Source organism: Phaeovulum sp. W22_SRMD_FR3 (assembly GCF_052113705.1).
GTDB lineage: Bacteria > Pseudomonadota > Alphaproteobacteria > Rhodobacterales > Rhodobacteraceae > JBGQOG01.
This window is the reverse complement of sequence record NZ_JBGQOG010000014.1, coordinates 1-23,508: the sequence shown is the minus strand read 5'-3', so window position 1 is coordinate 23,508 and position 23,508 is coordinate 1. Positions and strand designations below refer to the sequence as shown.

Sequence of the window (23,508 nt, the reverse complement as noted above, 5' to 3'; positions counted from 1 at the left end):
CGGGCCAATCTCGTGCTTCACGAAACAGAGAGGGGGGTGTCGGGATGGCGCGAAAGGCAGCGGCGGGCGGCGAGGGGGCAGGGCCTGCGGAGGTGCCGCACAGCGGACTTGCGGCACAGATTGCCGACTGCCGCCTTTGTGCACCGCAATTTGCCCTGACGGCCACCGCGCATCTGCCGCGTCCCGTGGTCTGGTTTCGCCCCGGCGCGCGGGTGTTGATTGCCGGGCAGGCACCCGGCGCGCGGGTGCAGGCCAGCGGTCGCCCCTTCACCGATGCCTCGGGCGACCGCTTGCGCGACTGGCTGGGGATCGATGAGGCCGCGTTTTATGACCGGGAGCGGGTGGCGATCGTGCCGATGGCCTTTTGCTTTCCCGGCTATGACGCCAAAGGCGCCGATCTGCCGCCGCCGCCGCTCTGCGCCGCGACATGGCGCGCGCCGGTGATGGCGGCATTGGGCGCGGTGCCGCTGGTGATCCTGGTGGGCGGCGCGGCGCAGCGCTGGCATCTGGGGCCTGCGGCCCGGCGGGCGGGGGTCACGGCCACCGTTGCGGGCTGGCGCGCGCATGCGCCGCGCGTCTTTCCCTTGCCCCATCCGTCCTGGCGGAATACGGGATGGCTGAAACGGCATCCCTGGTTTGCCGATGAACTCTTGCCTGCGCTGCGCGCGCGCCTGACCGAGGTATTGTTGGATGACTGAATTCGCCACCCCCGAGCATGCCACCCCGTTTGATCTGGCCCATGCCGCGATGGAGGCCGCGCCGGAAGAGGACGGCGCGCGGCTGGCGCTTTATCATCTGCTGGCCGATACCGAGCTTTATCTGCTGCTGGAGGTCGAACCGGAGGATGCCGACATCACCCCGCAGGTCTTTGAGACCGAGGAGGGCGATTTCGTGATGGCCTTTGACCTCGAAGAGCGGCTGGCGGAATTCGCCGGCATGCCCGCACCCTATGCGGCCTTGCCGGGGCGGGTGATCGCGGAAAAGCTGGTGGGGCATGAGGTGGGCCTCGGCATCAATCTGGGCGTTGCCAATTCGGCGATGCTGTTGCCGCCCGAAGCGCTGGAATGGCTGGCCGAAACGCTGACCCAGGCGCCCGAGGCCGCGAGTGGCCGCCCGGTGGCTTTTCATCCGCCCGCCCTGGGGCCGGGGCCGCTCAGTGCGCTGCTGACGGCGTTTCAGGCGAAATTCACCCATCTGGCGGGGTTGGCAAGCCACGCACTGCTGGCCGGGGTGACCTATGAAGGCGGCGGGCGCGGGCATATTCTGGCTTTTCTGGGTGCCGCGCCGCAATCGGAACCGGCTTTGGCGAAAGCGGTGGGCGAGGCGCTGACCTTTTCGGGGCTGGAGGCGGCGCAGATTGATGTGACCTTCATCACCACCGAAGATCCGGCGGCGGAAGCGATCCTGAAGGCGGCGCAGGTGATTGCGCTGCCCGAGCCGGTCTCGGCGGAGGCGGCGGGCGACACGGTGGTGCCGAAAGGGCCGGGGATGGATCCGACGAAGCCGCCGATCCTGCGCTGAGCCGCCGTTGAGAAATGGGGCGGGGCTGAAAGAGGGGGCGCTGCCCCCGCCCTGCGGGCTCCCCCGAGGTATTTTGGCCAAGAAGAAAGCGGGCGGTCAGCCCAAGGGGCCGGGGCGGCGTTCCTCGGACAATAGGACATTGGCCTCGACCTGGCCGACGCCGGGCAGGGTCATGATCCGGCGGCGCAGGACGCGTTCAAAGTCGGAGATGTCGCGGGCGGTGACACGCAGGCGGTAGTCGAAGAGGCCAAGGACCAACTGCACGAGCGAGACCTCGGGGATGGCGGAGACGGCGCGTTCGAAATCTTCAAGGCTGGTGCGGCCGCGGGCGGCGAGTTTGATCCCGAGGTAGACGGTGACGCCAAAGCCCAGTGCCGCCGTGTCGAGGCGCAGGCGGCGGCCGCGCAGAACGCCCGCCTCCTCCAGCCGTTTGATGCGGCGCCAAGCGGCGGGTTGCGACAGGCCGAGGCGGCGCCCGAGCGCGCCGGCGCTTTGCGTGGCATCTTCAGCGAGGGCGCGCAGGAGGGCGCGGTCGAGCGGGTCGAGGTCGATCACAGCGGCAGGCCTCCGCTGTCTTTCAACGTCGAGACCAGCATCAGCGCGTCGCTCTCGGCCACATGCGGCAGGGCGAGGATCTGGCGGCGGTAGATTTCCTGCCAATGCGCCATGTCGCGGGCGATAACATGCAGGCGCACATCGACGCGGCCCAGAAAGGTCTGGATCTCGGTGCATTCGGGGACGGCGCGGGCCGCTTCGAGGAATTCGTCAAAGGCACGCGGGTTGGATTTGTCGAGGGTGAAGCGCAGGGATACCTCGACCTCCCAGCCGAGCGCCCGCCAGTCGATGATCGCCTCTTCGCCCTTCAGGATGCCATTGGCGCGCAGTTTCTCAATCCGGCGCCAGCAGGTGGCGGCGGTGACGCCCGCGCGTTCGGCGAGGTCGGCGGTGGCGAGGCCGGGTTCGGCCAGCATCTGGCGCAGGATCCTGCGGTCTGTGTCGTCGATGGACATGAATTTTTCACACAGAGTAATTGTTGCGCATGATTTTTCGCAGATTGGAGAATAATAGTCAAATTTTGCACGGGAAATTGCGGGGAAGACGCTATGGTGCCGCCATCAACTTCGAAAGGAACGCCCGATGCGCGTCTATTATGATCGCGATTGCGATATCAACCTGATCAAAGACAAAAAAGTGGCCATTCTCGGCTACGGCAGCCAGGGCCATGCCCATGCGCTGAACCTGCGCGATTCGGGCGCGAAAAACTTGGTGGTGGCGCTGCGCGAAGGCTCGCCCTCGGCCAAGAAAGCCGAAGGCGAAGGCCTGAAAGTGATGGGGATCGCCGAGGCGGCTGCTTGGTGCGACCTGATCATGTTCACCATGCCGGATGAGCTGCAGGCCGAAACCTACAAGAAATACGTGCATGACAACCTGCGCGAAGGGGCCGCCATTGCTTTTGCGCACGGCCTGAACGTGCATTTCGGCCTGATCGAGCCGAAGCCGGCCGTGGACGTCATCATGATGGCCCCGAAGGGTCCGGGCCACACGGTGCGCGGCGAATACACCAAAGGCGGCGGCGTGCCCTGCCTCTTTGCGGTGCATAACGACGCGTCGGGCAAAGCGCAGGACCTCGCGCTGTCCTATTGCTCGGGCATCGGTGGCGGCCGTTCGGGCATCATCGAGACCAACTTCCGTCAGGAATGCGAAACCGACCTGTTCGGCGAGCAGGCCGTGCTTTGCGGCGGTCTGGTCGAGCTGATCCGCATGGGCTTTGAAACCCTGGTGGAAGCCGGTTACGAGCCGGAAATGGCCTATTTCGAATGCCTGCACGAAGTGAAGCTGATCGTGGACCTGATCTACGAAGGCGGCATTGCCAACATGAACTACTCGATCTCGAACACCGCCGAATATGGCGAATATGTTTCGGGCCCGCGCATCCTGCCCTACGAAGAGACCAAAGCGCGGATGAAAGCGGTTCTGACCGACATCCAGACCGGCAAATTCGTGCGCGATTTCATGCAGGAAAACGCCGTGGGTCAGCCGTTCTTCAAAGCAACCCGTCGCATCAACGACGAGCATCAGATCGAGCAAGTTGGCGAAAAGCTGCGCGCGATGATGCCCTGGATCTCGGCTGGCAAGATGGTCGACAAAGCCCGCAACTGAGGGCTGGCAGCGTTTGGGGAAAGGGCGTCCTGCGGGGCGCCCTTTTTCATTTCCGGTCGCGGTTCTGCGCGGCGGAGGCCTCCGGCGGGGATATTTTGGATCAGGCAAAGGGGGAGGCCGGGGCTTTTGCCCCGGCGCCGGGGCTATTTCATGCCGAGGCCGGCGCGCATCAGGGTTTTGCGAACGGGGGCCAGGGAGTAGAGCGCGCCAAGGACGCCCGCGCGCAGGTCGCGCAGGGGCTGCGCCGAGACCATCGAGGCGCGGTTGAGTGCGCCGATGCCGGTGACGCGTGCCTTCACTTCGGGCCAGCGGCGGCGCTGATAGGTGGCGAGCATGTCCGGGCTGCCGATGCTGGCGGGGGCCTCAAGGCATAGGGTCAGCAGGCAGTCGATATCGGCCAGCGACATGTTCAGACCCTGCGCGCCGATCGGCGGGATCACATGCGCGGCTTCGGCGATCAGGGCGGTGCGGGGGCCGTCAAAGCGGGCGGCGATCTGGCTGATCATTGGCCAGACGGAGCGCGCGGTGGCCAGCGTCAGCGGGCCCCAGAGGCCGGTGGAGCGGGCGAAAATGGCGGCCTCGAATTCGGGAACGGGCAGGTTGGCGAGGCGCAGGGCTTCGGGGCCGCGCTCCATCCAGACCACGGCAGAGGAAGGGATACCGTCCCGGTCGGGCAGCGGCACCAGCGTGAAGGGGCCGCCGGAGCGGTGGATCTCGGCCGAGACCTGATCGTGGGGCACCGGATGCGTGACGGCGAAGGCCAGCGCCTTTTGGCCGTAATGCGTTGTTTTGACCGGGATGTTCAGCGCCTGCCGCAGGGTGGAATGGCGGCCATCGGCGGCGATCACCAGCCGGGCCTGCGCGATACGCCCGTCCGAGAGCGTGACCTGTGCATGTGCATCGCGCGGGGTGAGGCCGGTGGTGGCGGTGCCGGGCAGGAAGGTCACCTCCGGCAGCTCGGCGATGCGGGCGACCATTTCGCGCCGCAAAAGCCAGTTGGGCAGGTTCCAGCCAAAGGGTTGATCCGAGATTTCGCTGGCGTCGAAATCGCGCACCAGCCGGGCCGTGGGCTCCGCTCCGCCCGCGTCGATGATCCGCATCACCTGCAGGGCTGCGGCATGCGGTGCGAGCCGGTCCCAGAGACCTGCCGCCGCCAGCACCCGCTGTGAGGGTTGCAGAAAGGCGGTGGTGCGCAGATCGGCGCCCGCATCGGCTTCGGCGGTGACCGGGGGGGTTGGGTCGACGCAGATCACCCGGAACCCGGCGGCGCCAAAGGCGGCGGCGGCGGTCAGCCCCGCCACGCCCCCGCCTGAAATCAGGACATCGGTCTCCAGAATATCTTGGCGCATCACGGGACTCCTTTGCCCCTTATCTAGCGCAAACCGGGGCCGAGGTCCAAGCGACAAGCTGTCGCCCGCGGTTCAGCCGCCCGCGGTCATCACCACCAGAAGGCCGAGCATCAGGAAGGTGGCCGCAACGCCCGACAGGATCAGCGCGCCAAGGCCCCAGAGGAAGGTTGCGCCGCCCACGGCCACCACGAGAAGGCCCATCGCCGCAAAGAGCCACAGCGCGTTGCGCGATTCCGTGCTGCGCGCGACAGCTTTGGCGGTGGTCAGGTCTTGGGCGTTCAGGCTCATGGTCATGGTCAGCATCCGGTTGCAAAGGGGAGGGGAGATACCCCCGTGATACCGCAAATCGCCGCTGCCGGGGACGGCGCCGATTGTCGCAGGTAAGATGCAGGATTGCCTCAGATCAGACGAGGCGGCGGAGAAAGCCGGAGAGATCGTCGGTGTGGTGCTGGATATGCGGCGCTTCCAGCGGTTCGGGGGTCACCAGAACCGTGCGCATGCCCATCGCATGCGGGGCGGCCAGATTGCGCGGATCATCCTCAAACATCGCGGCGCGGGAGGGGGTGATCCCCGCCTGTTCAAAGACCGCCTCAAAGGCATCGCGCTGCGGTTTCGGGCGGTAGCCTGCGTTCTCAACGCCGTAAATGCCCGCAAAAAGACCGCTGAGCCCGCGCGCCGCCAGCACCCGTTCGGCATAGGGCGCGCTGCCGTTGGTGTAGACGATGCGGCGGCCGGGCAGCGCCGCGATGGCGGCGGCCAGCGCCGGATCTGGCTCAAGATGCGCCAGCGAAATGTCGTGCACATCAATCAGATAGGGCACCGGATCGAGGTCATGCTCGCGCATCAGCCCGGCCAAGGTGGTGCCGTGCAGGCGCCAATATTCCCCGCGCAGGCGGTTCGCCTCGGTTTCCTCCACCCCCAGCGCCGCCATCACATAGGCGGTCATCTTCACTTCGATCTGGTCGAAGAGCCGGGCCTGCGGCGGATAGAGCGTGTTGTCGAGGTCAAAGACCCAATCGGTGACGTGGTGAAAGCTGGATTTTGGCATGGGCAGAGATTAGGCCGGGGCGGTGACGGGGGCAAGGCGCCTTATCGCTTGTCATCCCCGCGCCCGCGCGCTTAGGGTTCGCCCCTGATTTTGCCGAAAGCGGGACCGATGCAGAAAGACGCCTATACGCTGATCCTTGAGGCCATCGACGGCGGGATTTACCGCCCCGGTGACCGGTTGGTGGAATCCGAGCTGGCCGAACGCTTTGGGGTGTCGCGCACGCCGGTACGCGAGGCGCTGCAACGGCTGGAAACGCAGAGCATGCTGGCGCGGGACGGGCGCAGCCTGATCGTGGCCTCGCTCGATCATAACCAACTGGCGGAACTCTATGTGGTGCGCGCCGAGCTGGAGGGGCTGGCGGCGCGGCTGGCGGCGCGGCATGCCTCGCCCGAGGAGGTGAAAGTGTTGCGCGACATGGTGGCCGAGGATGCCGCCTATATCGGCAAGCCAGATGCCCTGTCGCGTGCAAACCGCCGTTTTCACAAGCAAATTCATTTGGCGTCGCACAACCGCTATCTGGTGCAACAGCTGGACCTGGTGCACCGCTCGATGGCGCTTTTGGCCACCACCTCGCTGGCGGCCGAGGGGCGGGGCGAGACGGCGCAGGCCGAGCATCTGGCGATTGTCGAGGCGATCGGTGCGGGCGATGGCGAGGCGGCGCAGGCGGCGCTGCGGGCGCATATCTCCAAGGCCTTTGAGACGCGGCTGAAGCTCGATGCAGGCTCCGTGACGCGCGCGAAACCGTGACATCTGCGGCGGAGCGGCCGGGGCAAACCGGCTGACTGCCTCCGTTCCGTTCGCCTGTCGACAGGCGCCTTGGCCTCACGTGCGGGATCCATGCGGCACGGGTGTTCAGGGGCGCGGCGCCGACGCGGATCACAGGCGGTTTTGCACAATGATTTCCACGGGTTGCGGATCTCCGGGCGGCGTGGTGCGCGGCGTCAGGTCGAACAGGCCGTGCTGGGTCTTGTCCCAATAAAAGGGTTTCGAGATCACCTCATAAATCGCTTTCCAGCCGGCCAGCGCGCCGAGGGGATGGTAGAGATGCAGGCTGGGCACCCATGGCCAGAGGAACCGGTGGCCTTTTCCGCGCACTGCCCACAGGCCGACGGCAATGTTCAGCGCCTCGGTCATCACGAAGAGCGCGATCAGCCCCCCCTGTGCGCCGTCCGGCATGTAAACCTGCAATGGATGCGGCAGGCCAAAGGCCATCAGCCAACAGCTCCACAGCAGGGGGGCGAGCAGATACTGCGACAACGTGCCCAGAAACTGCACCTGCACCGCGCAAAACCGCCAAAACCCCAGCTGCCGGTACAAAAGACCGGGGTCGCGCATATGCACCCCCCAGGTCATCGCATAGCCCTTGAGCCAGCGTGAGCGTTGCTTGATCCAGGGCAGGGGTCGGCAATTGGCCTCTTCCTGCGTGACGGTTTCCAGCACCGCGCAGCGATAGCCGTGCCGGGCCAGGCGCAGCCCGAGATCGGCGTCTTCGGTGACATTCCAGGCGTCCCAACCCCCGAGGTCCTCAAGGATTTTCCGGCGAAAGAACAATGTGGTACCGCCCAAGGGCACCACAAGCCCCAGCCGCGCCAGCCCGGGCAGCATGGCGCGAAACCACGCCGCATATTCGATGGTGAAGCACCGCGCGAGCCAATTGGTGCGGGGATTGTAATAGTCCAGCACGCCCTGCACGCAGGCGAGGTCCGGCCCGGCGGTGCCAAAGGCGCGCACCACACGGTGCAGCTGATCGGGGGCGGGCGCATCCTCGGCGTCATAGACCCCGATCACGCTGCCCCGGCAAAAGTTCAGGGCGAAATTCAAGGCGCGTGGTTTGGTGCGGATCGGCCCCGCAGGCACCACCACCAGCCGCATCCAGGGCGGCAGGCTGGCATTGGCCAGGGCCGTGCGGGTCAGGTGATCTTCCTCCTCAAGCACAAGGAGAATGTCGAGCAATTCGCGCGGATAGTCCAAGGCGCCGAGGCGGGCCACCAGCCGGGGGGCAATGTCCGGCTCGCGGAACATCGGCACCATGACCGAGACCACCGGCAAGCGGCCGAGCAGTTGCGGCGGGGGCGTTGCGGGCTGGCGGGCCCGGCGCGCCTGATGGCGGACCTCCGAGAGGAACGCCAGAAGCTTGAGCGCGCTGACGGCCATCAGGGAGAGTATGGCCCAGCAGAAAAGCAGCATCACTACGGCTGCGGGGATCAGGATCAGGGCAAGAGCGGCGGCCACCAGCAGACCCCAGCACAGACCTGCGAGCCGCGCCTCATCACGGCCGCGGCAACTCTCCTGCAGGGGAACGCTGGCCTCGGCACGGCGAATCAGCGACGTTTGCCGCTGCGCCAAAAGCGCCGCGTGAATCGCGGTCTCCGGTGCGAGCACCATGGCGAAGGGGTGATACGCGGGTGGCAGCTGCGCGCGCAGGGTCAGGAAGGCTTCCGGGCGCGATGTGGCAATGACCGTGGTGCCGCCAACCCGGCGCAGGGGCACGATGCCCTGCGTCAGGCAAAGGTCCGCGCCGAAGGCATCAATCAGCCGGGGATCCGGGCGATCTGTCTGAAGATCAACAACTTTTGCAGACCACTGCTTCGCAAGCGCGGCCATCAGTGCGGGTTCGCTCACCCATCCCTGGGCCAGAAGGATGTCGCCCAGACGGACATCCTCACGCTGTTGCAGGGCCAGCGCCTTGAGCAGATTGCCGGGATCGACCGCTTTGGCTTCGAGGAGAATTTGCCCCAGCGGCATGCGCTGGTCCGCGGACAGAATCCGTTCGGGCACCCAAAACCGGTGACGCCGACCATCAACCAACCGCACACTCGAAACCGACATTTCCTCCTCCCCAGGAGAACAATCCGGAAAGTGTGCGGCGGCATGGTTAACAAAGCGTTAATTGTGGAAAAGGCCGGGAAACCCTGTGGGTAACCCGGCCAATCTGGGGATAAAGCTGTGGGCAGCCGCCGGTTCAGGCGCCGCGGCGGGCGCGCATCGCCTCCGAGAACCGCTCGAACAGATAGAAGCTGTCTTGCGGGCCGGGGCTGGCTTCCGGGTGGTGCTGCACCGAAAACACCGGTTTGTCGGCCATGCGGATGCCGCAGTTCGAGCCGTCAAACAGGCTGATATGGGTTTCCAGAACGCCTGCGGGCAGGGTCTGGCTGTCGACGGTAAAGCCATGGTTCATCGAGGTAATCTCGACCTTGCCGCTTTCGACATCCTTCACCGGATGGTTGGCGCCATGGTGGCCGTGGTTCATCTTGATGGTCTTGGCACCCAGCGCCAGCGCCAGCATCTGATGGCCGAGGCAGATGCCGAAGACCGGCAGATCGGCCGCCAGAACGCCCTGGATCATCGGCACGGCATAGGCACCGGTCGCCGCCGGATCGCCGGGGCCGTTCGAGAGGAACACACCCTCGGGGTTCAGCGCCAGCACGTCCTCGGCGGTGGCCGTGGCCGGAAGCACCGTCACGTCGCAGCCCGACGAGGCGAGGCAGCGCAGGATGTTGCGCTTGGCGCCATAGTCGATGGCCACCACGCGCAGCCCCTCGCCTTCGCGCTTGGCATAGCCCTCGGGCCAGGCCCACCGCATCTCGTCCCAGCGGTAGGATTGGGTGCAGGACACTTCTTTTGCCAGATCGAGGCCGACGAGGCCGCTCCAGGCGCGGGCCTTTTTCACCAGCGCTTCAATGTCAAAGACGCCATCCGGGGAATAGGCCAGGGCCACATGCGGCGCGCCTTGCTGGCGGATCGCGCGGGTCAGGCGGCGGGTGTCGAGGCCGCCAATGCCGATGCGGCCGCGTTTTTCCAGCCAGTCGCCCAGCTCGCCGGTGGCGCGCCAGTTCGACGGTTCGGTCGGATCCCATTTCACCACCATGCCAGCAGCGACGGGCAGGGCGGTTTCATCATCCTCATCCGTGACACCGGTGTTGCCGATATGCGGGAAGGTGAAGGTGACGATCTGGCCCGCATAGGAGGGATCGGTCATGATTTCCTGATAGCCGGTCATCGCGGTGTTGAACACCAGCTCGGCCACCGTCTCGCCGGGTCGGCCAAAGCCCTTGCCGTAAAACAGCGTTCCATCCGCCAGCGCGAGGCAGGCAGTGGGTTTTTCCGATGTCGAATGAAGGACGGACATGGCGCGACTCCCGGGGCAAAATCTCGCGGAACCTAAGGGGAGGCGGGGTTCGGGTCAACCCCTCGGGGTGGAAATCTCAAGATCAACAATATCAATGACTTAGCAAGGTTGTGCCGGGGGGCGGTTTTCGGTATTGTGCGGCTCTTGGATTGGCAGGGGAAAAGCACAACCATGGACATGCGCGCGCGCATCGCGGCCGGCCTCATTGAGGCCATGAAATCCAAAGAGGCATCACGTCTGTCGACGTTGCGTCTGATCAATGCCGCCATCAAGGACCGGGAAATTGCTCTGCGGGGCGAAGATGGCACGGTGGGGGATGCCGAAATTCTGGCGATTCTCGGCAAGATGGTGAAACAGCGGCAGGAAAGCGCGCGCGCCTATGAAGAGGGCGGGCGGCTGGAACTGGCTGAAAAGGAACTCAGCGAGATCACGGTGATCGAAGAGTTTTTGCCGCGGCAGCTGGCCGCCGATGAGGTGGAGGCCGCGGTGAATGCGGCGGTGGCCTCGGTCGGGGCGTCGTCGATCCGTGACATCGGCCGGGTGATGGCCGAGCTGAAGGCCAAATATACCGGGCAAATGGATTTTGGCGCCGTGGGCGCTTTGGTCAAAGGCCGTCTGGCCTGACGGCCGGGCTTGCACCGCGATAAGAATTCCCCCGTCCGGCCGGAGCCGTGGCGGGGTTTTTCATTTCTGGGGCCGGGCGTGAGGCGCAGTGTTCCGCCCGTGGGCCGCCGCAGCAGAGGGGCCACCGCGCGCATCGCCCAAGACTGCCATGATTCTTTGGGCCGGGGGGCAGCGTCAGTCCCGGGGCCGCGGCGCGCGGGCCTGGTTCAGCCGGGTTTGCAGCTCTCCAAACAGAGCCCGGCGCTCCTCCGGGCTGAGAAAGGCGCCGAGTTCGACCCGGCGCGCGCCGCCCTCCAGCGTCAGATAGGCGGGGACCGGGCTGTCGCCTTCGTGCAGTTTCGGGCGGATCCAGTAGGGGTTGCCCTCCCAGTCGCGCGGGGGCTTGCCGGGGGGCTGATGGCGCAGGGTCACCCGGTCCGGCCAGAGTGTCAGGACCTCGATCACCGTGCCGCTGCGGTAGCTGCGCTGCAGCGCGAACCAGACCCCCGCCAGTGCCGCCAGCAAGAACGGCAACAAGGCCCAGAGCACCATCGAGCCGAGCACCGCCAGAAGCGGCAGGGTCAGCAAACCGGCGGTGGCACCGATGAAAATCACAAAGCCTTTGCGTGGCAGTGAGCGGTAGGGCCACAGATGCAGGACGGCCAGCGGGGGAGGTGGCGCCGCCCCGAAGGCCACCCCGCCGGGCGCTCCTTTGGCCGCCCCATCAGCGGGCGTGCCGGGCGACGCGGCACTGCGGGGCGCCGGATCGTTCAGCCATTCATAGGGCATGGGCAGCGGGGCGCAGGATGGGAGGGGCGCGCATGGATAGGGGCTCCGGTCGCAAAAAGGCCCCGGGCGGTGCCGGGGCCTTTTCAGATTAGATCGCTTTCAAGGCCGCGCAAGGCTTAGTGGTTATGCGCGTGATCCCAGTCTTCGCGTTTCGGGAGCGTTTCGAACGTATGCTCCGGCGGCGGCGAGGGCAGGGTCCATTCCAGCGTGTCGGCATATTCGTTCCAGTAGTTGTTCTCGGTCACACGGCGACCGGCGAACAGGGTGTAGAACACGATGCCGATGAAGAACACGAAGGAGGCAAACGACAGGAAGGCGCCATAGGAGGAGATCTTGTTCCAGTAGGCGAAGGCTTCGTTATAGTCGATGTAGCGGCGCGGCATGCCCTGACGGCCCAGGAAATGCTGCGGGAAGAAGGTCATGTTGGCGCCGATGAACATCATCCAGAAGTGCAGCTTGCCTGCCCATTCCGGATATTGGCGGCCCGACATCTTGCCGATCCAGAAATAGACCCCGGCAAAGATGGCGAAGACGGCGCCAAGCGACATCACGTAGTGGAAGTGCGCCACGACGTAATAGGTGTCGTGATAGACGCGGTCGAGCGGCGCCTGGCTCAGCACAACCCCGGTCACACCGCCGACGGTGAACAGGAAGAGGAAGCCGAAGGCCCAGAGCATCGGGGTTTTGAACTCGATCGAGCCGCCCCACATGGTGGCGATCCACGAGAAGACCTTCACGCCCGTCGGGACAGCAATAACCATCGTCGCGACCATGAAATAGGACTGCTGCGTCAGCGACAGGCCCACGGTGTACATGTGGTGCGCCCAGACGACAAAGCCCAGCACGCCGATGGCGACCATCGCGTAAACCATCGGGAGATAGCCGAAGATCGGCTTTTTCGAGAAGGTCGCGATGACATGGGAGATGATGCCAAAGCCCGGCAGAATGATGATGTACACTTCCGGGTGTCCAAAGAACCACAGGATGTGCTGATACAGGATCGGGTCACCGCCGCCGCCAGCCTGGAAGAAGGTGGTGCCGAAGTTACGGTCCATCAGCAGCATGGTGATCGCGCCTGCCAGAACCGGCAAGCTGAGCAGGATCAGCCAGGAGGTGACAAAGATCGACCAGGCGAACAGCGGCACTTTGTGCAGCGTCATGCCCGGGGTCCGCATGTTGAGGAAGGTGGTGATCATGTTGATCGCGCCGAGAATCGACGAGGCACCCGAGACGTGAACCGCGAAGATCGCGAGGTCCATCGAATAGCCGCCTTCCGAGGTCGAGAGCGGCGGATAGAGCACCCAGCCCACACCCGAGCCCATCTGCTGATCGCCGCCCGGCGCCAGCAGCGAAGCGACGCCGAGGGCGACACCGGCCACATACATCCAGTAGGAGAGGTTGTTCATCCGCGGGAAGGCCATGTCCGGCGCACCGATCTGCAGCGGCATGAAGTAGTTGCCAAAGCCGCCGAACAGTGCCGGAATCACCACGAAGAACATCATCAGCACGCCGTGATACGTGATCATCACGTTCCACAGATGGCCGTTCGGGGTACATTCCTTGGCGGCATCCGCAAAGAAACGCGCACCTTCAAGGCACATGTACTGAACGCCCGGCTCCATCAGCTCAAGGCGCATATAGACAGTGAAGATCACCGACAGAAGGCCAACAAGCCCTGCGGTGAACAGATAAAGGATGCCGATGTCCTTGTGGTTGGTGGACATGAACCAGCGGGTAAAGAACCCGCGGTGATCATGCTCACCATGGCTGTGAACGGCTGCGTCCGCCATGCTGATCTCCCAATTCATGCGTCATGCCCAGGGTCTTCCCCCCCCGGCACGTATGGCTCACGTTTTAGTGCGCAATTTCGTGATCGGCAATGCGCAAGGGCGAGGCATCGTTGAAAAAACGCCTCGCCCTTCAGGGTATCTGGGCGGCCGGGGCCGCAGGGGTGCCTTATTGCGCGACAGAGGCGAGATAGGCCGCGACGTCTTCGCCGCCTTTGGCCAGCTTGAAGGTCATCGCCGATTTGGCCGCGGCATCGCCGGATTTGTCTTTGATCCAGGTGGTGGGGTCGACGACATAGGCGGCGAGTTCGGCCTCATCCCAGACGGTGCCGAGGGCGTTCACTTCGAGAATCGACTTGCTGTATTTGAAGCCTTCTTCCGAGCCGACGGTGCGCCCGATCACGCCGTAGAGGTTGGGGCCGACCTTGCCGCCTTTGACAATCGCGGTGCCGTCATCGGCCACGATCGAGTGGCAGGCCTTGCATTTGCTGAAAACTTTGGCGCCGGCCTCGGCGTCCCCGGCAAAGGCGGCAGTGCCGATCAACGGCAGGGAGAGGGTGGCAGCGGCGAGCATGGCGAGTGGGCTGATCTTCATCGCAGGTTCCTGTTTTTCTGAGGGGCCGGTGCCGGAGAATCTACCTCCGTCACCGGAATGTGAGCGCACATTACGAGACGACGGCCCCCGCGCCTATGGGGCAGCATGTCACTCCCCCCGCGCAAAAGAACAGGCCGCGCGTTGCGGATCAGCCTGCCGCTGTGCCTGAGATCTGGCAGGCGGTTGCCGCGTCGCTGTCGCTGCCGGGCTCCGGAAAGCTGCGCTGAAATGTCGCAACCAACGCGGCATCAAGATCATCCAGCGTCACCGGTAATCCGAGGTCGACGAGGCTGGTCACCCCGTGGTCGCGGATGCCGCAGGGGACGATTCCGCCGAAATGCGCCAGATCCGGCTCCACATTGATCGAGATGCCGTGAAAGCTGACCCAGCGGCGCAGCTTGACGCCGATGGCGGCAATCTTGTCCTCGCGCGGGGTGCCGTCGAAGGCGGGGGCCTTGTCCGTGCGCTGCACCCAGACGCCGACCCGGCCCGCGCGCCGCTCGCCGGTCACGTTGAATTCGGCCAGGGTTTCGATCACCCAATTCTCCAGCGCACAAACGAATTTGCGCACGTCGCGGCCGCGCCGGTTCAGATCCAGCATGACATAGGCCACCCGCTGGCCGGGGCCGTGGTAGGTGTATTGACCGCCGCGCCCCGCCGCATAGACCGGGAAGCGTTCCGGCTCGGTCAGATCCTCGGCGCGCGCCGAGGTGCCCGCCGTGTAGAGGGGGGGATGTTCGAGCAGCCAGATCGCCTCATCGGCGCGGCCTGCCGCGATATCGGCCACCCGCGCCTCCATGAAGGCCAGCGCATCGGGATAGGGCACAAGGCCGGGTGCTGTGATCCATTCCACCATTTCGGGCCCTTTCAGCTGCGATTCCGGGGCAGGGTGAGCATTTTCCTTGCCTGAATCGCGTCAAACGCGTCACATTTTCGTCAGGACCGGCGCCGTGTCGATGTGGGGCCGCCCGGATCAGCTGCCCTCCGACGGTGCCGGGGGACGTTTCGAGTTTGTTTACGCGTCCTGTGATCCCTTGCCAAGGAATTGGGACGTCGGTGTGGGAGTATTTCGGCATGTTCATCAAACGAATGGGTGTTTTGGCGCTCAGCGGCGCCCTCGTCGCGGGATCTGTCGGGCAGGCGATGGCGGATGCGGATGGTCTCGTGGGCGGGATCATCGGCGGGATCATCGGCGGCGCGATCGTCAATGAGGGGAACCGGCATCGCACGACAACGCGGGCGGCGCCGGTCCGGACGGGAATCAGTTCGGCACAGCGCGAGCAGAATCGTGAAGTGCAGGTGGCGCTGAATTACTTCGGCTTTCCGGTCGGCGCGCCCGATGGCGCGCTCGGCTCGCGCTCGCGCGCGGCGATCGGGCAATATCAGGCGGTGCTGGGCTACGCGCCCACCGGCCAGCTGACCGATTACGAGCGCGTGCTGCTCGTCGGCTCGTATCAGCGGGCTTTGGCGGGGGGCAACCAGACGATGCAGCTTGCCGCGGCCAACCCAATGGGGCTGAAGGGGCTGCTGGTCAGCTGGCGCGATGAAGCCGCCGGTGTTTCGGTGCCCGCGCCCGTGCCGCTGCCCGCCCCGGTTCTGGCGCCCCCGGTCGCTGTTGCCGCGCCCGCACCTGTGCCCGCACCGGCCATGCCGCAGCTGGCCGCGGCCCCGGCGCCGGAAATGCCCGCACTTCCGGCTTTCGGCGGGCAGGCGGCGGCCGCCGCACCGGGACTGCCGAACTTCATGGGCGCTGCGGCAGGGCAGGCCTCGCTGGCGTCCTATTGCAACAAGGTCAATCTGGTCACCTCGACCAATGGCGGCTTTGTGACGCTGGCCTCGATGAGCGACCCCTCGGTCGCCTTGGGCGAGCAGTTCTGTCTGGCGCGGACCTATTCGATCAGCGCGGGCGAGGAGCTGATTGCCAAGCTGGCCGGCTTCACCCCGGATCAGGTCGCCGCGCAATGCGAAGGGTTTGGCCCGGCGCTCAAGGATCAGGTCGCGGCGCTCTCGCTGCAGCCGCGTGACGAGGTGTTGCGCAGTGTGTCGGCCTTTGCGCTGTCCTCGGGCATGGCCCCGGCGCAGCTGGCCGGGACCGCGAAGATCTGCCTGTCGGTGGGGTATCGCACGGATAACATGGATGTGGCGGTGGGCTCGGCGCTGTTGCTGGTGGCCTTGGGTGACCAGCCTTACGGCGAGCTGCTGGGGCACCATCTGGCACTGGGTTATGGTGCCAGCGCCCGGCCCGATCTGGCGGTGAACTGGTACAGCGGCGCCTTGGATGCTTTGGCCAAAGGCACGCCGGCGGTGTTTGCGCCCGCGCAGCCCGAACGCAATGATCTGATCCGCAAAGCGGCGTTCACGCTGGGCGGTCGCAGCGATTTGCTGGGCGGCAGCGCGCCGGTGCCGGCGGCTTTGCCGAGCTTTGGCCTGACGGTGCCCGGCGCGCCCGCCGCGAATCCCTGACGCGGCCCGCTCGGCGGCGGCGCTGGTCCGTAAAACGGTCGCTGGCCCCGACGCTTTGGCGGCGCCGGGGCGGCGCATTTGGGGCGCCCGGGCCGGAATGACGCGGCGGTGCCGGGCGGTTTTGGGCAGGCCGGGCGTGCCACGGGCGCGTGGTTGGCCGCGATGAAGGGCGTGGAGCCGGGTCCGCATGCGAAGTTTTTTGAGAGAAAGCAAAAATCCTCTTTTCTTCGCCGTGGCCCTCGGCTAATACCCCGCCACCAAGCCCAGACGTGCGGTCGTGGCGGAATTGGTAGACGCGCAGCGTTGAGGTCGCTGTGGGGTAACTCCCGTGGAAGTTCGAGTCTTCTCGACCGCACCATTTTACGACGCTTAGGCGCTGAAATTTCAAACCTGAATTTCAGCGCCTCCGTCGCTCCCCCCACTCAGAACAGTACCTTTCGCAGTTTCGCGCCCCTAGCGTGGCCGCAGAGCATGTTTGCACCTCTGCGCGCTTTCCTGGGATTCGCGCTCGCAGTAGCGGCCCGGATCAGGGGTGCACGCAGCACGCTTTCTGCGCGGGTGCTGTCGGTCGTCGCCCGCCGTGTTCTCTCATTTGACTGGCGCCCATAGGACTCTTGTCGGGCAGAACTCGGCAAGTTTCGGCGGTTCCGAGCCATGGTGGCGGGCGCCAATGCCTGTGTCTCTCCCGTTGCCGCCATATCCTCCGAGGGATGAGGTTCGGCATGGGCTTCAGATGCATCGGCCCCGTTTCAACCGGTTTTTGCCGTTTTGACGGGTGCGGTCAGGGCATTGTCCGGAAGGGCGCGGAAATCAAGCCCGTGGCACCCGCGTTTCATTCATCGTGACGGCGGGCTTTGTGTCTGGGACAGCGGCACGGATGGTGCCGCGGTCGCCAGAACCAGCTGCAGGCGCGGTTGAGAGGGGGCCCGCGCAGAGGCGAAATGCAGCCCGCAGCCAGCCCGCAGCCCCGCGACGCAACCAATGTCTGTGACCGGGTCAGGAGCGGTGCCCTGATCGGGAGCGTGTCTCAACGGCTGCCGTTCCGCAGGTCCTGCGCCCTGGCCGAGAAACGGCCGGCCCGCTTGTGCCGGTGCATCGGTTCATAGGGCCGGTGGGGCGCCCCGGTCCCGGTCTGCCCGGTGACACAGTCAGGTTCCCGGGCTTGGAGAGGGGGCGGGCGGAACCTTCGGGGGGCGCGACAGAGGGCGCTCATCCCGCCCTCGATGTCATTGCTGCAGCTGCGAAATTCTTCGCCTTATGGTTAACGGATCGGCGCCAGATCAGGAGTTGTTAAGGTTGCTTTGCTAGTTTTTCCGCATGGCCTTCGGTGCCAGAACGGAGACGCGGCACGATGACCCAATATACGCTTGGCGCGTATTCACTTAGTGATTTCAGTGTGGAAGGGGGCGGTGCCCCTCAGATCGGCTCCAATTTTGCGCTGAAACCGACCTATAATTCGGCCAGTGATGCGCGGCAGATCATCATTACCGATGACGACACCACCTTCAACGGCAGTGCGGGCGCTCAACAGGATGCCAACCAGTCCGGCGTGTTCAAGGATGCGGCGGGCACCACCCTTGCCTCTGGTGCCACACGGCTGGGTTATGCCACCACGGTCACCAATCCCGAGGGTGGCCAGATCAAGATCTATGAGGTCTACGTCGGCAACACGCTGGTCGGCTATGTGTCCGATCATCCGCTCGAGCCCGGCGTCACCTATCAGATCACCAATTTTTCGGACACCAGCAGTGGCGCGCCGTCTTATGCGTCGCTGGGCAATGTCTATCACAACCCGGCGGATGCCGACAGCATCACCGGCGGGCAGTATAACGACAGCATTCAGGGCGGCGCGGGCAACGACACGATCAACGTCAATGACGGCAATGACACCGTCTATGGCGGGGCCGGGGCGGACAGCATTTCGGGCGGCAACGGCAATGACCTGCTCTACGGCGGCGATGACAATGACACGATCTCGGGCGGGGCGGGCAATGATACGCTCTATGGCGAGGGCGGTCAGGACACGTTCAAATTCTACGACGGCTGGGGCAGTGACACCGTCTGGGGCGGCAATGCCGGCTCGGATTTCGACACGCTGGATTTCTCGTCGGTCACCACCGGCGGCATCAATGTCACCTTCACCGGCTCTGAGGATGGCACCGCCAGCTCGGGCCCGAACACCGTCACCTTTGACAATATCGAAGGCGTGGTCGGCAGCAATCAGGCCGACAGCATCAACGCCGCGGCGGATAACAGCGGCCTGACCCTCTTGGGGGGCGGCGGCAATGACACGATCATCGGCGGTGGCGGGGCTGATTCCATCGACGGCGGCGCGGGCAATGACCTGATCTCGGGCGGGGCGGGCGATGACACGCTGCTCGGCGGGGCGGGTGACAACACCATCGACGGTGGCGACGGCAATGACTTCATCGACGATGTCATCGGCAGCGTCGGCACCGGGACCAGCTCGGTGTCGGGTGGCGCGGGCAACGATACGATTTACACCGGCACCGGCAATGATACGATTCACGGCGATGCGGGCAATGATCTGATCATCGCGGCGGCGGGCAATGACCTTGTCGATGGCGGTGATGGCGACGATCAGCTCTTTGGCGAGGACGGCAATGATACGCTGTCGGGCGGGGCCGGGGCGGACTTCATCGACGGCGGCAGCGGCGCGGATGTGATGAGCGGCGGTGCCGATGCCGATACATTTGTGATCAACATCGGCTCGGGCACCGGCGATGTCATCACCGGCGGAGAGACCGGAACGGATGCCGACGGGCTGATGTTCGATAGCGGCTCAACCATTGGCTATACAGTCATTTTCTCCGGAAATGAGGCCGGGACTTACAGCTTTGACGGCGGTGGTGTTGATGGCAGTTTCAGTGAGATTGAAGGGATTTGGGGGTCGTCCGGCGACGACTATATCAACGCCTACCAATCGGGCGCGGATCAAAGGATTTTCGGCAACGCCGGGGATGATACGGTCATCGGCGGCTCCGGCAATGATGCAGTGGCGGGCGGTGATGGCGATGACGTCCTGGTCGGTGGCTCTGGCGATGACACGCTGTGGGGTGATCGCGGGTCGGACACTTTCTACATCTTTGAGAATGACGATACGACGACGATCTATGCCGGTGAAGACGGCGGCGAAACCGACACCCTGATCTTCAACAATGACGCCAGCCCGGAGGGCGTGACCGTCATCTTCGGGGGCTGGGAATACGGCAGTTATGCGTATGACGGCGGCCAATCGTCCGGTGTTTTCTGGGAGGTAGAGCGGGTCGTCGGGACCGAGCAGGCCGATACAGTCGATGCGACGCTGTCGGAGAGTTCGATGCAGCTGATCGGCGGCGGCGGCGATGACACGATCCTCGGCGGTGCAGGCAACGATTCCATTTCGGGCGATGCGGGCAACGATTACCTCTCGGGTGGGGCCGGGGATGACGTCATTGATGGCGGCGACGAGAATGACACCATCCTTGGCGGTGCAGGCACCGACAGCTTGAGTGGCGGAGCGGGCAGTGACCGGATCGATGGCGGGGTCGGTGATGATTCACTGGCCGGTGGCAGCGGCGACGACACGTTCGTCTTTCAGGATGGCTCGGGCGCAGACGTCGTTACCGACTTTGACATGACGACGACGGACGGGCAGACCGCCGATCAGTTTGACGTTTCCGATCTGCATGATGCCGATGGCAATCCGGTCAATGCCTGGGATGTCACGGTGAGTGATGATGGCAACGGCAATGCGCGGCTGACCTTCCCGATGGGCGAGCAGGTGGTGCTGGTTGGTGTGACCCCGGCGCAGGCCCAGGGCGCGCAGGCGCTGCATTCCATGGGCATCCCCTGTTTTGCGACAGGCACCCGGATCGACACCCCCACGGGGCCGCGCCGGGTCGAGACCTTGCGCGCGGGCGATCTGGTGCTGACGGCGGACCGCGGCGCGCAGCCTCTGATCTGGGCGGGATCCAGCCATTTTGACGCCGCCGCCCTGGCCGCGCGGCCACAGGCGCGGCCGATCCGGATCCGCGCGGGGGCGCTGGGCAATGACCATGATCTGACAGTGTCGGCGCAGCATGCGGTCTGGGTGCCGGACTCGCGCGCCGGTCCTGATGGCGGGTTGGTGCGTGCGGGGCATCTGGCGCGGCGGGGATATCGCGGTGTGCGGGTGATGCGGGGCGCCAGAGACATCGGCTATCACCACTTTTTGCTGCCCGCTCATGCATTGGTGCGGGCCAATGGTTTGTGGGCCGAGAGCTTTTGGCCGGGCCCGAATGGCGTGGCGGGCCTGACGGCTGAGTCGCGGCTGGCGCTGATGCGCGCGGCCCCGCATCTGGTGCGCGCCATGCTGGGTCTCGCCCCGGTTGTGCCGCTTTACGGCGAGAGATGCCGCCCGATGCTGCAACTGCGGCATCTGAATCATGCTGCAATTGCGCAATGGTCGTTTGGCGGGCAGCATATGCCGTTTTTGAGCGGTTTCAGGGCTGCATCCATGATTGCATCAACGGGCTGACGCTTAGATGACGCGACGGGGTTGCCACGCGCCCCCAAGATCTTCTAGCCTAGGCCTACGGGAAAAAAACGAACCAACAATAATATACGGGGAGCCCGATTTGACCTTTAACGCCTCCGGCGACGGATTCGTCGTATTCGATCGCGTGCAAAAGAGTTACGACGGGGAAGTTCTGGTCGTGAAAGACCTGAACCTGTCGATCGGCAAAGGCGAATTTCTGACCATGCTCGGACCCTCGGGGTCGGGCAAAACCACTTGCCTGATGATGCTGGCGGGGTTTGAAACCGCCACGCATGGCGAGATCACCCTCGCGGGACGTCCGATCAACCAGGTGCCGCCGCATGAGCGCGGCATCGGCATGGTGTTCCAGAACTACGCGCTGTTTCCGCATATGACAGTGGGGGAGAACCTGTCTTTCCCGCTGGAAGTGCGGGGCATGGGCAAGTCTGAACGCGAAGCCAAGGTGATGCGCGCGCTCGACATGGTGCAGATGGGGAAATTTGCCAACCGACGTCCGGCGCAGCTTTCGGGCGGCCAGCAGCAGCGGATCGCTTTGGCCCGCGCGCTGGTCTTTGACCCGGAACTGGTGCTGATGGATGAGCCTCTGGGCGCGCTCGACAAACAACTGCGTGAACATATGCAGTATGAAATCAAGCATTTGCACGAGAGCCTCGGCATCACCGTGGTCTATGTGACCCATGATCAGGGCGAAGCGCTGACCATGTCGGACCGCGTTGCCGTGTTCAACGATGGCCGCATTCAGCAACTGGCGCCGCCGGATGAGCTCTATGAACGCCCCAATAACAGCTTTGTCGCGGGCTTCATCGGCGAGAACAACAAGCTGCTGGGCACGGTCGAGGATTTCGACGATGCGAAAACCACGGTCCGGCTGGCCACGGGCGAGCTGATCGAGGCGACGCCGGTGAACATCCGTGCCAAGGGGCAGAAAACCATGGTCTCGATCCGCCCCGAGCGGGTGGAATTCAAGCCCGAGATGATGCCCCCCGGGGCCCATACCATCGCCGCCGAAGTGCTCGAGGTGATTTATATGGGCGATATTTTTCGCACCCGCTTGCGTGTCGCCGGTTCCGATGATTTCGTGATGAAGAGCCGCAACACGCTCGGCCAGACCAAACTGGTGCCGGGGCAGGCGGTGAACATCGGCTGGCACCCGGCCGATGCCCGGGCGCTTGATCCGGTATGATTTTTGCGCGGGGCCGCGCAAGTTTTGCAGGCCCCCGCGATCTTGTCGTCTCCTGCGGGAGACGGCCAAAAAGCCCCAAAGAGGGCACCATGACGCAAGTCAGCTTCAACACCAACGGGAGTATGCAATGAAAAGAATTCTGACCCTGACGACCACCCTTGCCGGGGTGGCGCTGGCCACCTCGGCCGCGCAGGCGCAAGAGCTCAACATCGTGTCTTGGGGCGGTTCTTACACCACCAGCCAGATCGAAGCCTACCAAAAGCCCTTTACCGAAATGACCGGCATCAAGATCAACTCGATCGACGCCGACAATCCGGTGACGCCGCTGAAGGCGCAGGTCGAAGCCAAGAACGTCACCATCGATCTGGCGGACGTTGAACTGTCCGACGCGGTGCGCATGTGCGACGAGGGTCTGCTGGAAGAGATCGACCCGGCCATGCTGCCGGCGGCGCCCGATGGCACCCCGGCGACGGAAGACTTCATCCCGGGCGCGCTGACCGATTGCGCGGTGGCCTCGATCGTCTGGTCGACGGTTTACGCCTATGACGACAGCAAATTCACCGGCGAGAAGCCGACGACGATTGCCGATTTCTTCGACCTCGAGAAATTCCCCGGCAAACGCGGCCTGAAAAAGGGCGCCAAAGCCACGATGGAAATGGCGCTGATGGCCGATGGCGTCGACGCGGGCGAAGTCTACGAAGTGCTGGGCACGCCGGAAGGGGTGGACCGGGCGCTGGCCAAACTCGACACGATCAAGGATTCGGTCGTCTGGTGGGAAGCTGGTGCGCAGCCGCCGCAACTGCTGGCCGACGGCGAAGTGGCGATGACCACTGCCTATAACGGCCGGATCTTCAACGCCGCCGCTTCCGAAGGCAAACCCTTCGTCATCGTCTGGGACGGCCAGATCATGGACTTTGACCTCTGGGTCATCCCGAAAGGCGCGCCGCATCTGGAAGACGCCAAGAAGTTCCTGGCCTTCTCGACCGACACCCAGCGTCTGGCCGATCAGGCAAAATGGATCTCCTATGGTCCGGCCCGCAAGTCTTCGGCGCCGCTCGTAGGCCTCTATCAGGACGGCAAAACCGAGATGGGTCCGCAAATGCCGACCAACCCGGACAACATGTCGAACGCGCTGCTCAATGATTTCGAATTCTGGGCTGACCGCGACACCGAACTGTCCGAGCGTTTCAACGCCTGGCTGGCCAGCTGATCTTGCGGCCGCGCTGAACCGATCGGGGCAGGGGGGGGGAACCCCCCCCCCCCCCCCCCCCCCCCCCCCCCCCCCCCCCCAAGAAACCCCCACCCCCCCCCCCCCCCCCCCACCAGAACGGAGCCCCCCCC

The 23,508-nt window shown here is 64.8% G+C and carries 20 protein-coding genes and 1 tRNA gene; 10 read left to right on the top strand and 11 right to left on the bottom strand.

From position 1 onward, the window contains the following. Positions 1 to 44: 44 nt before the first annotated feature. Positions 45 to 698, top strand: a complete 654-nt coding sequence (locus tag ACEN2S_RS16145; protein WP_441867753.1) for a uracil-DNA glycosylase family protein — start codon at positions 45 to 47, stop codon at positions 696 to 698. Then, a complete protein-coding gene (locus ACEN2S_RS16140) occupies positions 691 to 1,521 on the top strand; it encodes an SseB family protein (protein ID WP_441867751.1) in 831 nt (276 codons plus the stop codon). Before ACEN2S_RS16145 ends, ACEN2S_RS16140 begins: the two co-directional genes overlap by 8 nt. Positions 1,522 to 1,617: 96 nt before the next feature. Here ACEN2S_RS16140 and ACEN2S_RS16135 read toward each other — a convergent pair whose 3' ends face one another. Beyond that, the gene (locus tag ACEN2S_RS16135; protein WP_441867749.1) at positions 1,618 to 2,076 is read right to left on the bottom strand and encodes an Lrp/AsnC family transcriptional regulator; all 459 of its coding nucleotides are present in this window, start codon (positions 2,074 to 2,076) and stop codon (positions 1,618 to 1,620) included. Then, positions 2,073 to 2,531, bottom strand: a complete 459-nt coding sequence (locus ACEN2S_RS16130) for an Lrp/AsnC family transcriptional regulator (RefSeq protein WP_441867747.1) — start codon at positions 2,529 to 2,531, stop codon at positions 2,073 to 2,075. The genes ACEN2S_RS16135 and ACEN2S_RS16130 overlap by 4 nt, the downstream gene beginning before the upstream one ends. Positions 2,532 to 2,658: 127 nt before the next feature. Between ACEN2S_RS16130 and ilvC the strand changes: the two genes are divergently transcribed. Next, positions 2,659 to 3,681 (top strand): ketol-acid reductoisomerase, encoded by a 1,023-nt coding sequence (gene ilvC, locus ACEN2S_RS16125; RefSeq protein WP_441867745.1) that lies wholly within the window; start codon positions 2,659 to 2,661, stop codon positions 3,679 to 3,681. Between the two features lie 143 nt (positions 3,682 to 3,824). Here ilvC and ACEN2S_RS16120 read toward each other — a convergent pair whose 3' ends face one another. The 3 genes from ACEN2S_RS16120 to ACEN2S_RS16110 form a co-directional block, all read right to left on the bottom strand. After that, the gene (locus ACEN2S_RS16120) at positions 3,825 to 5,030 is read right to left on the bottom strand and encodes a UbiH/UbiF family hydroxylase (RefSeq protein ID WP_441867743.1); all 1,206 of its coding nucleotides are present in this window, start codon (positions 5,028 to 5,030) and stop codon (positions 3,825 to 3,827) included. A 72-nt stretch (positions 5,031 to 5,102) separates the two neighbouring features. Next, positions 5,103 to 5,324, bottom strand: coding sequence for a hypothetical protein (locus ACEN2S_RS16115; protein ID WP_441867741.1), 222 nt, complete (start codon positions 5,322 to 5,324; stop codon positions 5,103 to 5,105). A gap of 109 nt (positions 5,325 to 5,433) precedes the next feature. Beyond that, a complete protein-coding gene (locus ACEN2S_RS16110; protein ID WP_441867739.1) occupies positions 5,434 to 6,078 on the bottom strand; it encodes a pyrimidine 5'-nucleotidase in 645 nt (214 codons plus the stop codon). Positions 6,079 to 6,186: 108 nt separating this feature from the next. On the opposite strand from ACEN2S_RS16110, the gene ACEN2S_RS16105 reads away from it, so the two are divergent. Further along, a complete protein-coding gene (locus ACEN2S_RS16105) occupies positions 6,187 to 6,825 on the top strand; it encodes a GntR family transcriptional regulator (RefSeq protein WP_441867737.1) in 639 nt (212 codons plus the stop codon). A gap of 129 nt (positions 6,826 to 6,954) precedes the next feature. On the opposite strand, the gene ACEN2S_RS16100 is transcribed toward ACEN2S_RS16105, so the two are convergent. Both ACEN2S_RS16100 and carA read right to left on the bottom strand, forming a co-directional pair. Further along, complete coding sequence (locus ACEN2S_RS16100; protein ID WP_441867735.1) at positions 6,955 to 8,907, bottom strand: glycosyltransferase family 2 protein; 1,953 nt, start codon at positions 8,905 to 8,907, stop codon at positions 6,955 to 6,957. A 133-nt stretch (positions 8,908 to 9,040) separates the two neighbouring features. After that, on the bottom strand, positions 9,041 to 10,207 hold the full coding sequence (carA, locus tag ACEN2S_RS16095) for a glutamine-hydrolyzing carbamoyl-phosphate synthase small subunit (RefSeq protein WP_441867733.1): 1,167 nt from the start codon (positions 10,205 to 10,207) through the stop codon (positions 9,041 to 9,043). Positions 10,208 to 10,378: 171 nt separating this feature from the next. On the opposite strand from carA, the gene ACEN2S_RS16090 reads away from it, so the two are divergent. Next, a complete protein-coding gene (locus ACEN2S_RS16090; RefSeq protein WP_441867731.1) occupies positions 10,379 to 10,831 on the top strand; it encodes a GatB/YqeY domain-containing protein in 453 nt (150 codons plus the stop codon). A 174-nt stretch (positions 10,832 to 11,005) separates the two neighbouring features. On the opposite strand, the gene ACEN2S_RS16085 is transcribed toward ACEN2S_RS16090, so the two are convergent. The 4 genes from ACEN2S_RS16085 to lipB form a co-directional block, all read right to left on the bottom strand. Further along, a complete protein-coding gene (locus tag ACEN2S_RS16085) occupies positions 11,006 to 11,599 on the bottom strand; it encodes a DUF2244 domain-containing protein (RefSeq protein ID WP_441867729.1) in 594 nt (197 codons plus the stop codon). 116 nt (positions 11,600 to 11,715) lie between these two features. Beyond that, positions 11,716 to 13,389: a cytochrome c oxidase subunit I gene (locus tag ACEN2S_RS16080; RefSeq protein ID WP_441867727.1), complete on the bottom strand. Its 1,674-nt coding sequence runs from the start codon at positions 13,387 to 13,389 to the stop codon at positions 11,716 to 11,718. 166 nt (positions 13,390 to 13,555) lie between these two features. Next, positions 13,556 to 13,981 carry a c-type cytochrome gene (locus ACEN2S_RS16075; RefSeq protein WP_441867725.1) on the bottom strand — a complete coding sequence of 142 codons (426 nt, stop codon included), beginning with the start codon at positions 13,979 to 13,981 and terminating at the stop codon, positions 13,556 to 13,558. A 148-nt stretch (positions 13,982 to 14,129) separates the two neighbouring features. Next, positions 14,130 to 14,837, bottom strand: a complete 708-nt coding sequence (gene lipB / locus ACEN2S_RS16070; RefSeq protein WP_441867723.1) for a lipoyl(octanoyl) transferase LipB — start codon at positions 14,835 to 14,837, stop codon at positions 14,130 to 14,132. A 218-nt stretch (positions 14,838 to 15,055) separates the two neighbouring features. On the opposite strand from lipB, the gene ACEN2S_RS16065 reads away from it, so the two are divergent. The 5 genes from ACEN2S_RS16065 to ACEN2S_RS16045 all read left to right on the top strand — a co-directional run bounded on the left by ACEN2S_RS16065 (position 15,056) and on the right by ACEN2S_RS16045 (position 23,377). Continuing rightward, positions 15,056 to 16,444, top strand: coding sequence for a peptidoglycan-binding domain-containing protein (locus tag ACEN2S_RS16065; RefSeq protein WP_441867721.1), 1,389 nt, complete (start codon positions 15,056 to 15,058; stop codon positions 16,442 to 16,444). Positions 16,445 to 16,715: 271 nt separating this feature from the next. Beyond that, positions 16,716 to 16,802 (top strand) — tRNA-Leu (locus ACEN2S_RS16060). 993 nt (positions 16,803 to 17,795) lie between these two features. Continuing rightward, positions 17,796 to 20,963, top strand: a complete 3,168-nt coding sequence (locus ACEN2S_RS16055; protein WP_441867719.1) for a Hint domain-containing protein — start codon at positions 17,796 to 17,798, stop codon at positions 20,961 to 20,963. A 100-nt stretch (positions 20,964 to 21,063) separates the two neighbouring features. After that, a complete protein-coding gene (locus ACEN2S_RS16050; protein ID WP_441867717.1) occupies positions 21,064 to 22,167 on the top strand; it encodes an ABC transporter ATP-binding protein in 1,104 nt (367 codons plus the stop codon). A gap of 127 nt (positions 22,168 to 22,294) precedes the next feature. Further along, on the top strand, positions 22,295 to 23,377 hold the full coding sequence (locus ACEN2S_RS16045) for an ABC transporter substrate-binding protein (protein WP_441867715.1): 1,083 nt from the start codon (positions 22,295 to 22,297) through the stop codon (positions 23,375 to 23,377). The last annotated feature ends 131 nt before the right edge of the window (positions 23,378 to 23,508 follow it).

Coding starts and splice junctions, on each gene's coding strand:
- ACEN2S_RS16145 (WP_441867753.1), top strand. CDS start 45: ATGGCGCGAAAGGCAGCGGCGGGCGGCGAGGGGGCAGGGCCTGCGGAG.
- ACEN2S_RS16140 (WP_441867751.1), top strand. CDS start 691: ATGACTGAATTCGCCACCCCCGAGCATGCCACCCCGTTTGATCTGGCC.
- ACEN2S_RS16130 (WP_441867747.1), bottom strand. CDS start 2,531: ATGTCCATCGACGACACAGACCGCAGGATCCTGCGCCAGATGCTGGCC.
- ilvC (WP_441867745.1), top strand. CDS start 2,659: ATGCGCGTCTATTATGATCGCGATTGCGATATCAACCTGATCAAAGAC.
- ACEN2S_RS16120 (WP_441867743.1), bottom strand. CDS start 5,030: ATGCGCCAAGATATTCTGGAGACCGATGTCCTGATTTCAGGCGGGGGC.
- ACEN2S_RS16115 (WP_441867741.1), bottom strand. CDS start 5,324: ATGACCATGAGCCTGAACGCCCAAGACCTGACCACCGCCAAAGCTGTC.
- ACEN2S_RS16110 (WP_441867739.1), bottom strand. CDS start 6,078: ATGCCAAAATCCAGCTTTCACCACGTCACCGATTGGGTCTTTGACCTC.
- ACEN2S_RS16105 (WP_441867737.1), top strand. CDS start 6,187: ATGCAGAAAGACGCCTATACGCTGATCCTTGAGGCCATCGACGGCGGG.
- ACEN2S_RS16100 (WP_441867735.1), bottom strand. CDS start 8,907: ATGTCGGTTTCGAGTGTGCGGTTGGTTGATGGTCGGCGTCACCGGTTT.
- carA (WP_441867733.1), bottom strand. CDS start 10,207: ATGTCCGTCCTTCATTCGACATCGGAAAAACCCACTGCCTGCCTCGCG.
- ACEN2S_RS16090 (WP_441867731.1), top strand. CDS start 10,379: ATGGACATGCGCGCGCGCATCGCGGCCGGCCTCATTGAGGCCATGAAA.
- ACEN2S_RS16085 (WP_441867729.1), bottom strand. CDS start 11,599: ATGCCCTATGAATGGCTGAACGATCCGGCGCCCCGCAGTGCCGCGTCG.
- ACEN2S_RS16080 (WP_441867727.1), bottom strand. CDS start 13,389: ATGGCGGACGCAGCCGTTCACAGCCATGGTGAGCATGATCACCGCGGG.
- ACEN2S_RS16075 (WP_441867725.1), bottom strand. CDS start 13,981: ATGAAGATCAGCCCACTCGCCATGCTCGCCGCTGCCACCCTCTCCCTG.
- lipB (WP_441867723.1), bottom strand. CDS start 14,837: ATGGTGGAATGGATCACAGCACCCGGCCTTGTGCCCTATCCCGATGCG.
- ACEN2S_RS16065 (WP_441867721.1), top strand. CDS start 15,056: ATGTTCATCAAACGAATGGGTGTTTTGGCGCTCAGCGGCGCCCTCGTC.
- ACEN2S_RS16055 (WP_441867719.1), top strand. CDS start 17,796: ATGACCCAATATACGCTTGGCGCGTATTCACTTAGTGATTTCAGTGTG.
- ACEN2S_RS16045 (WP_441867715.1), top strand. CDS start 22,295: ATGAAAAGAATTCTGACCCTGACGACCACCCTTGCCGGGGTGGCGCTG.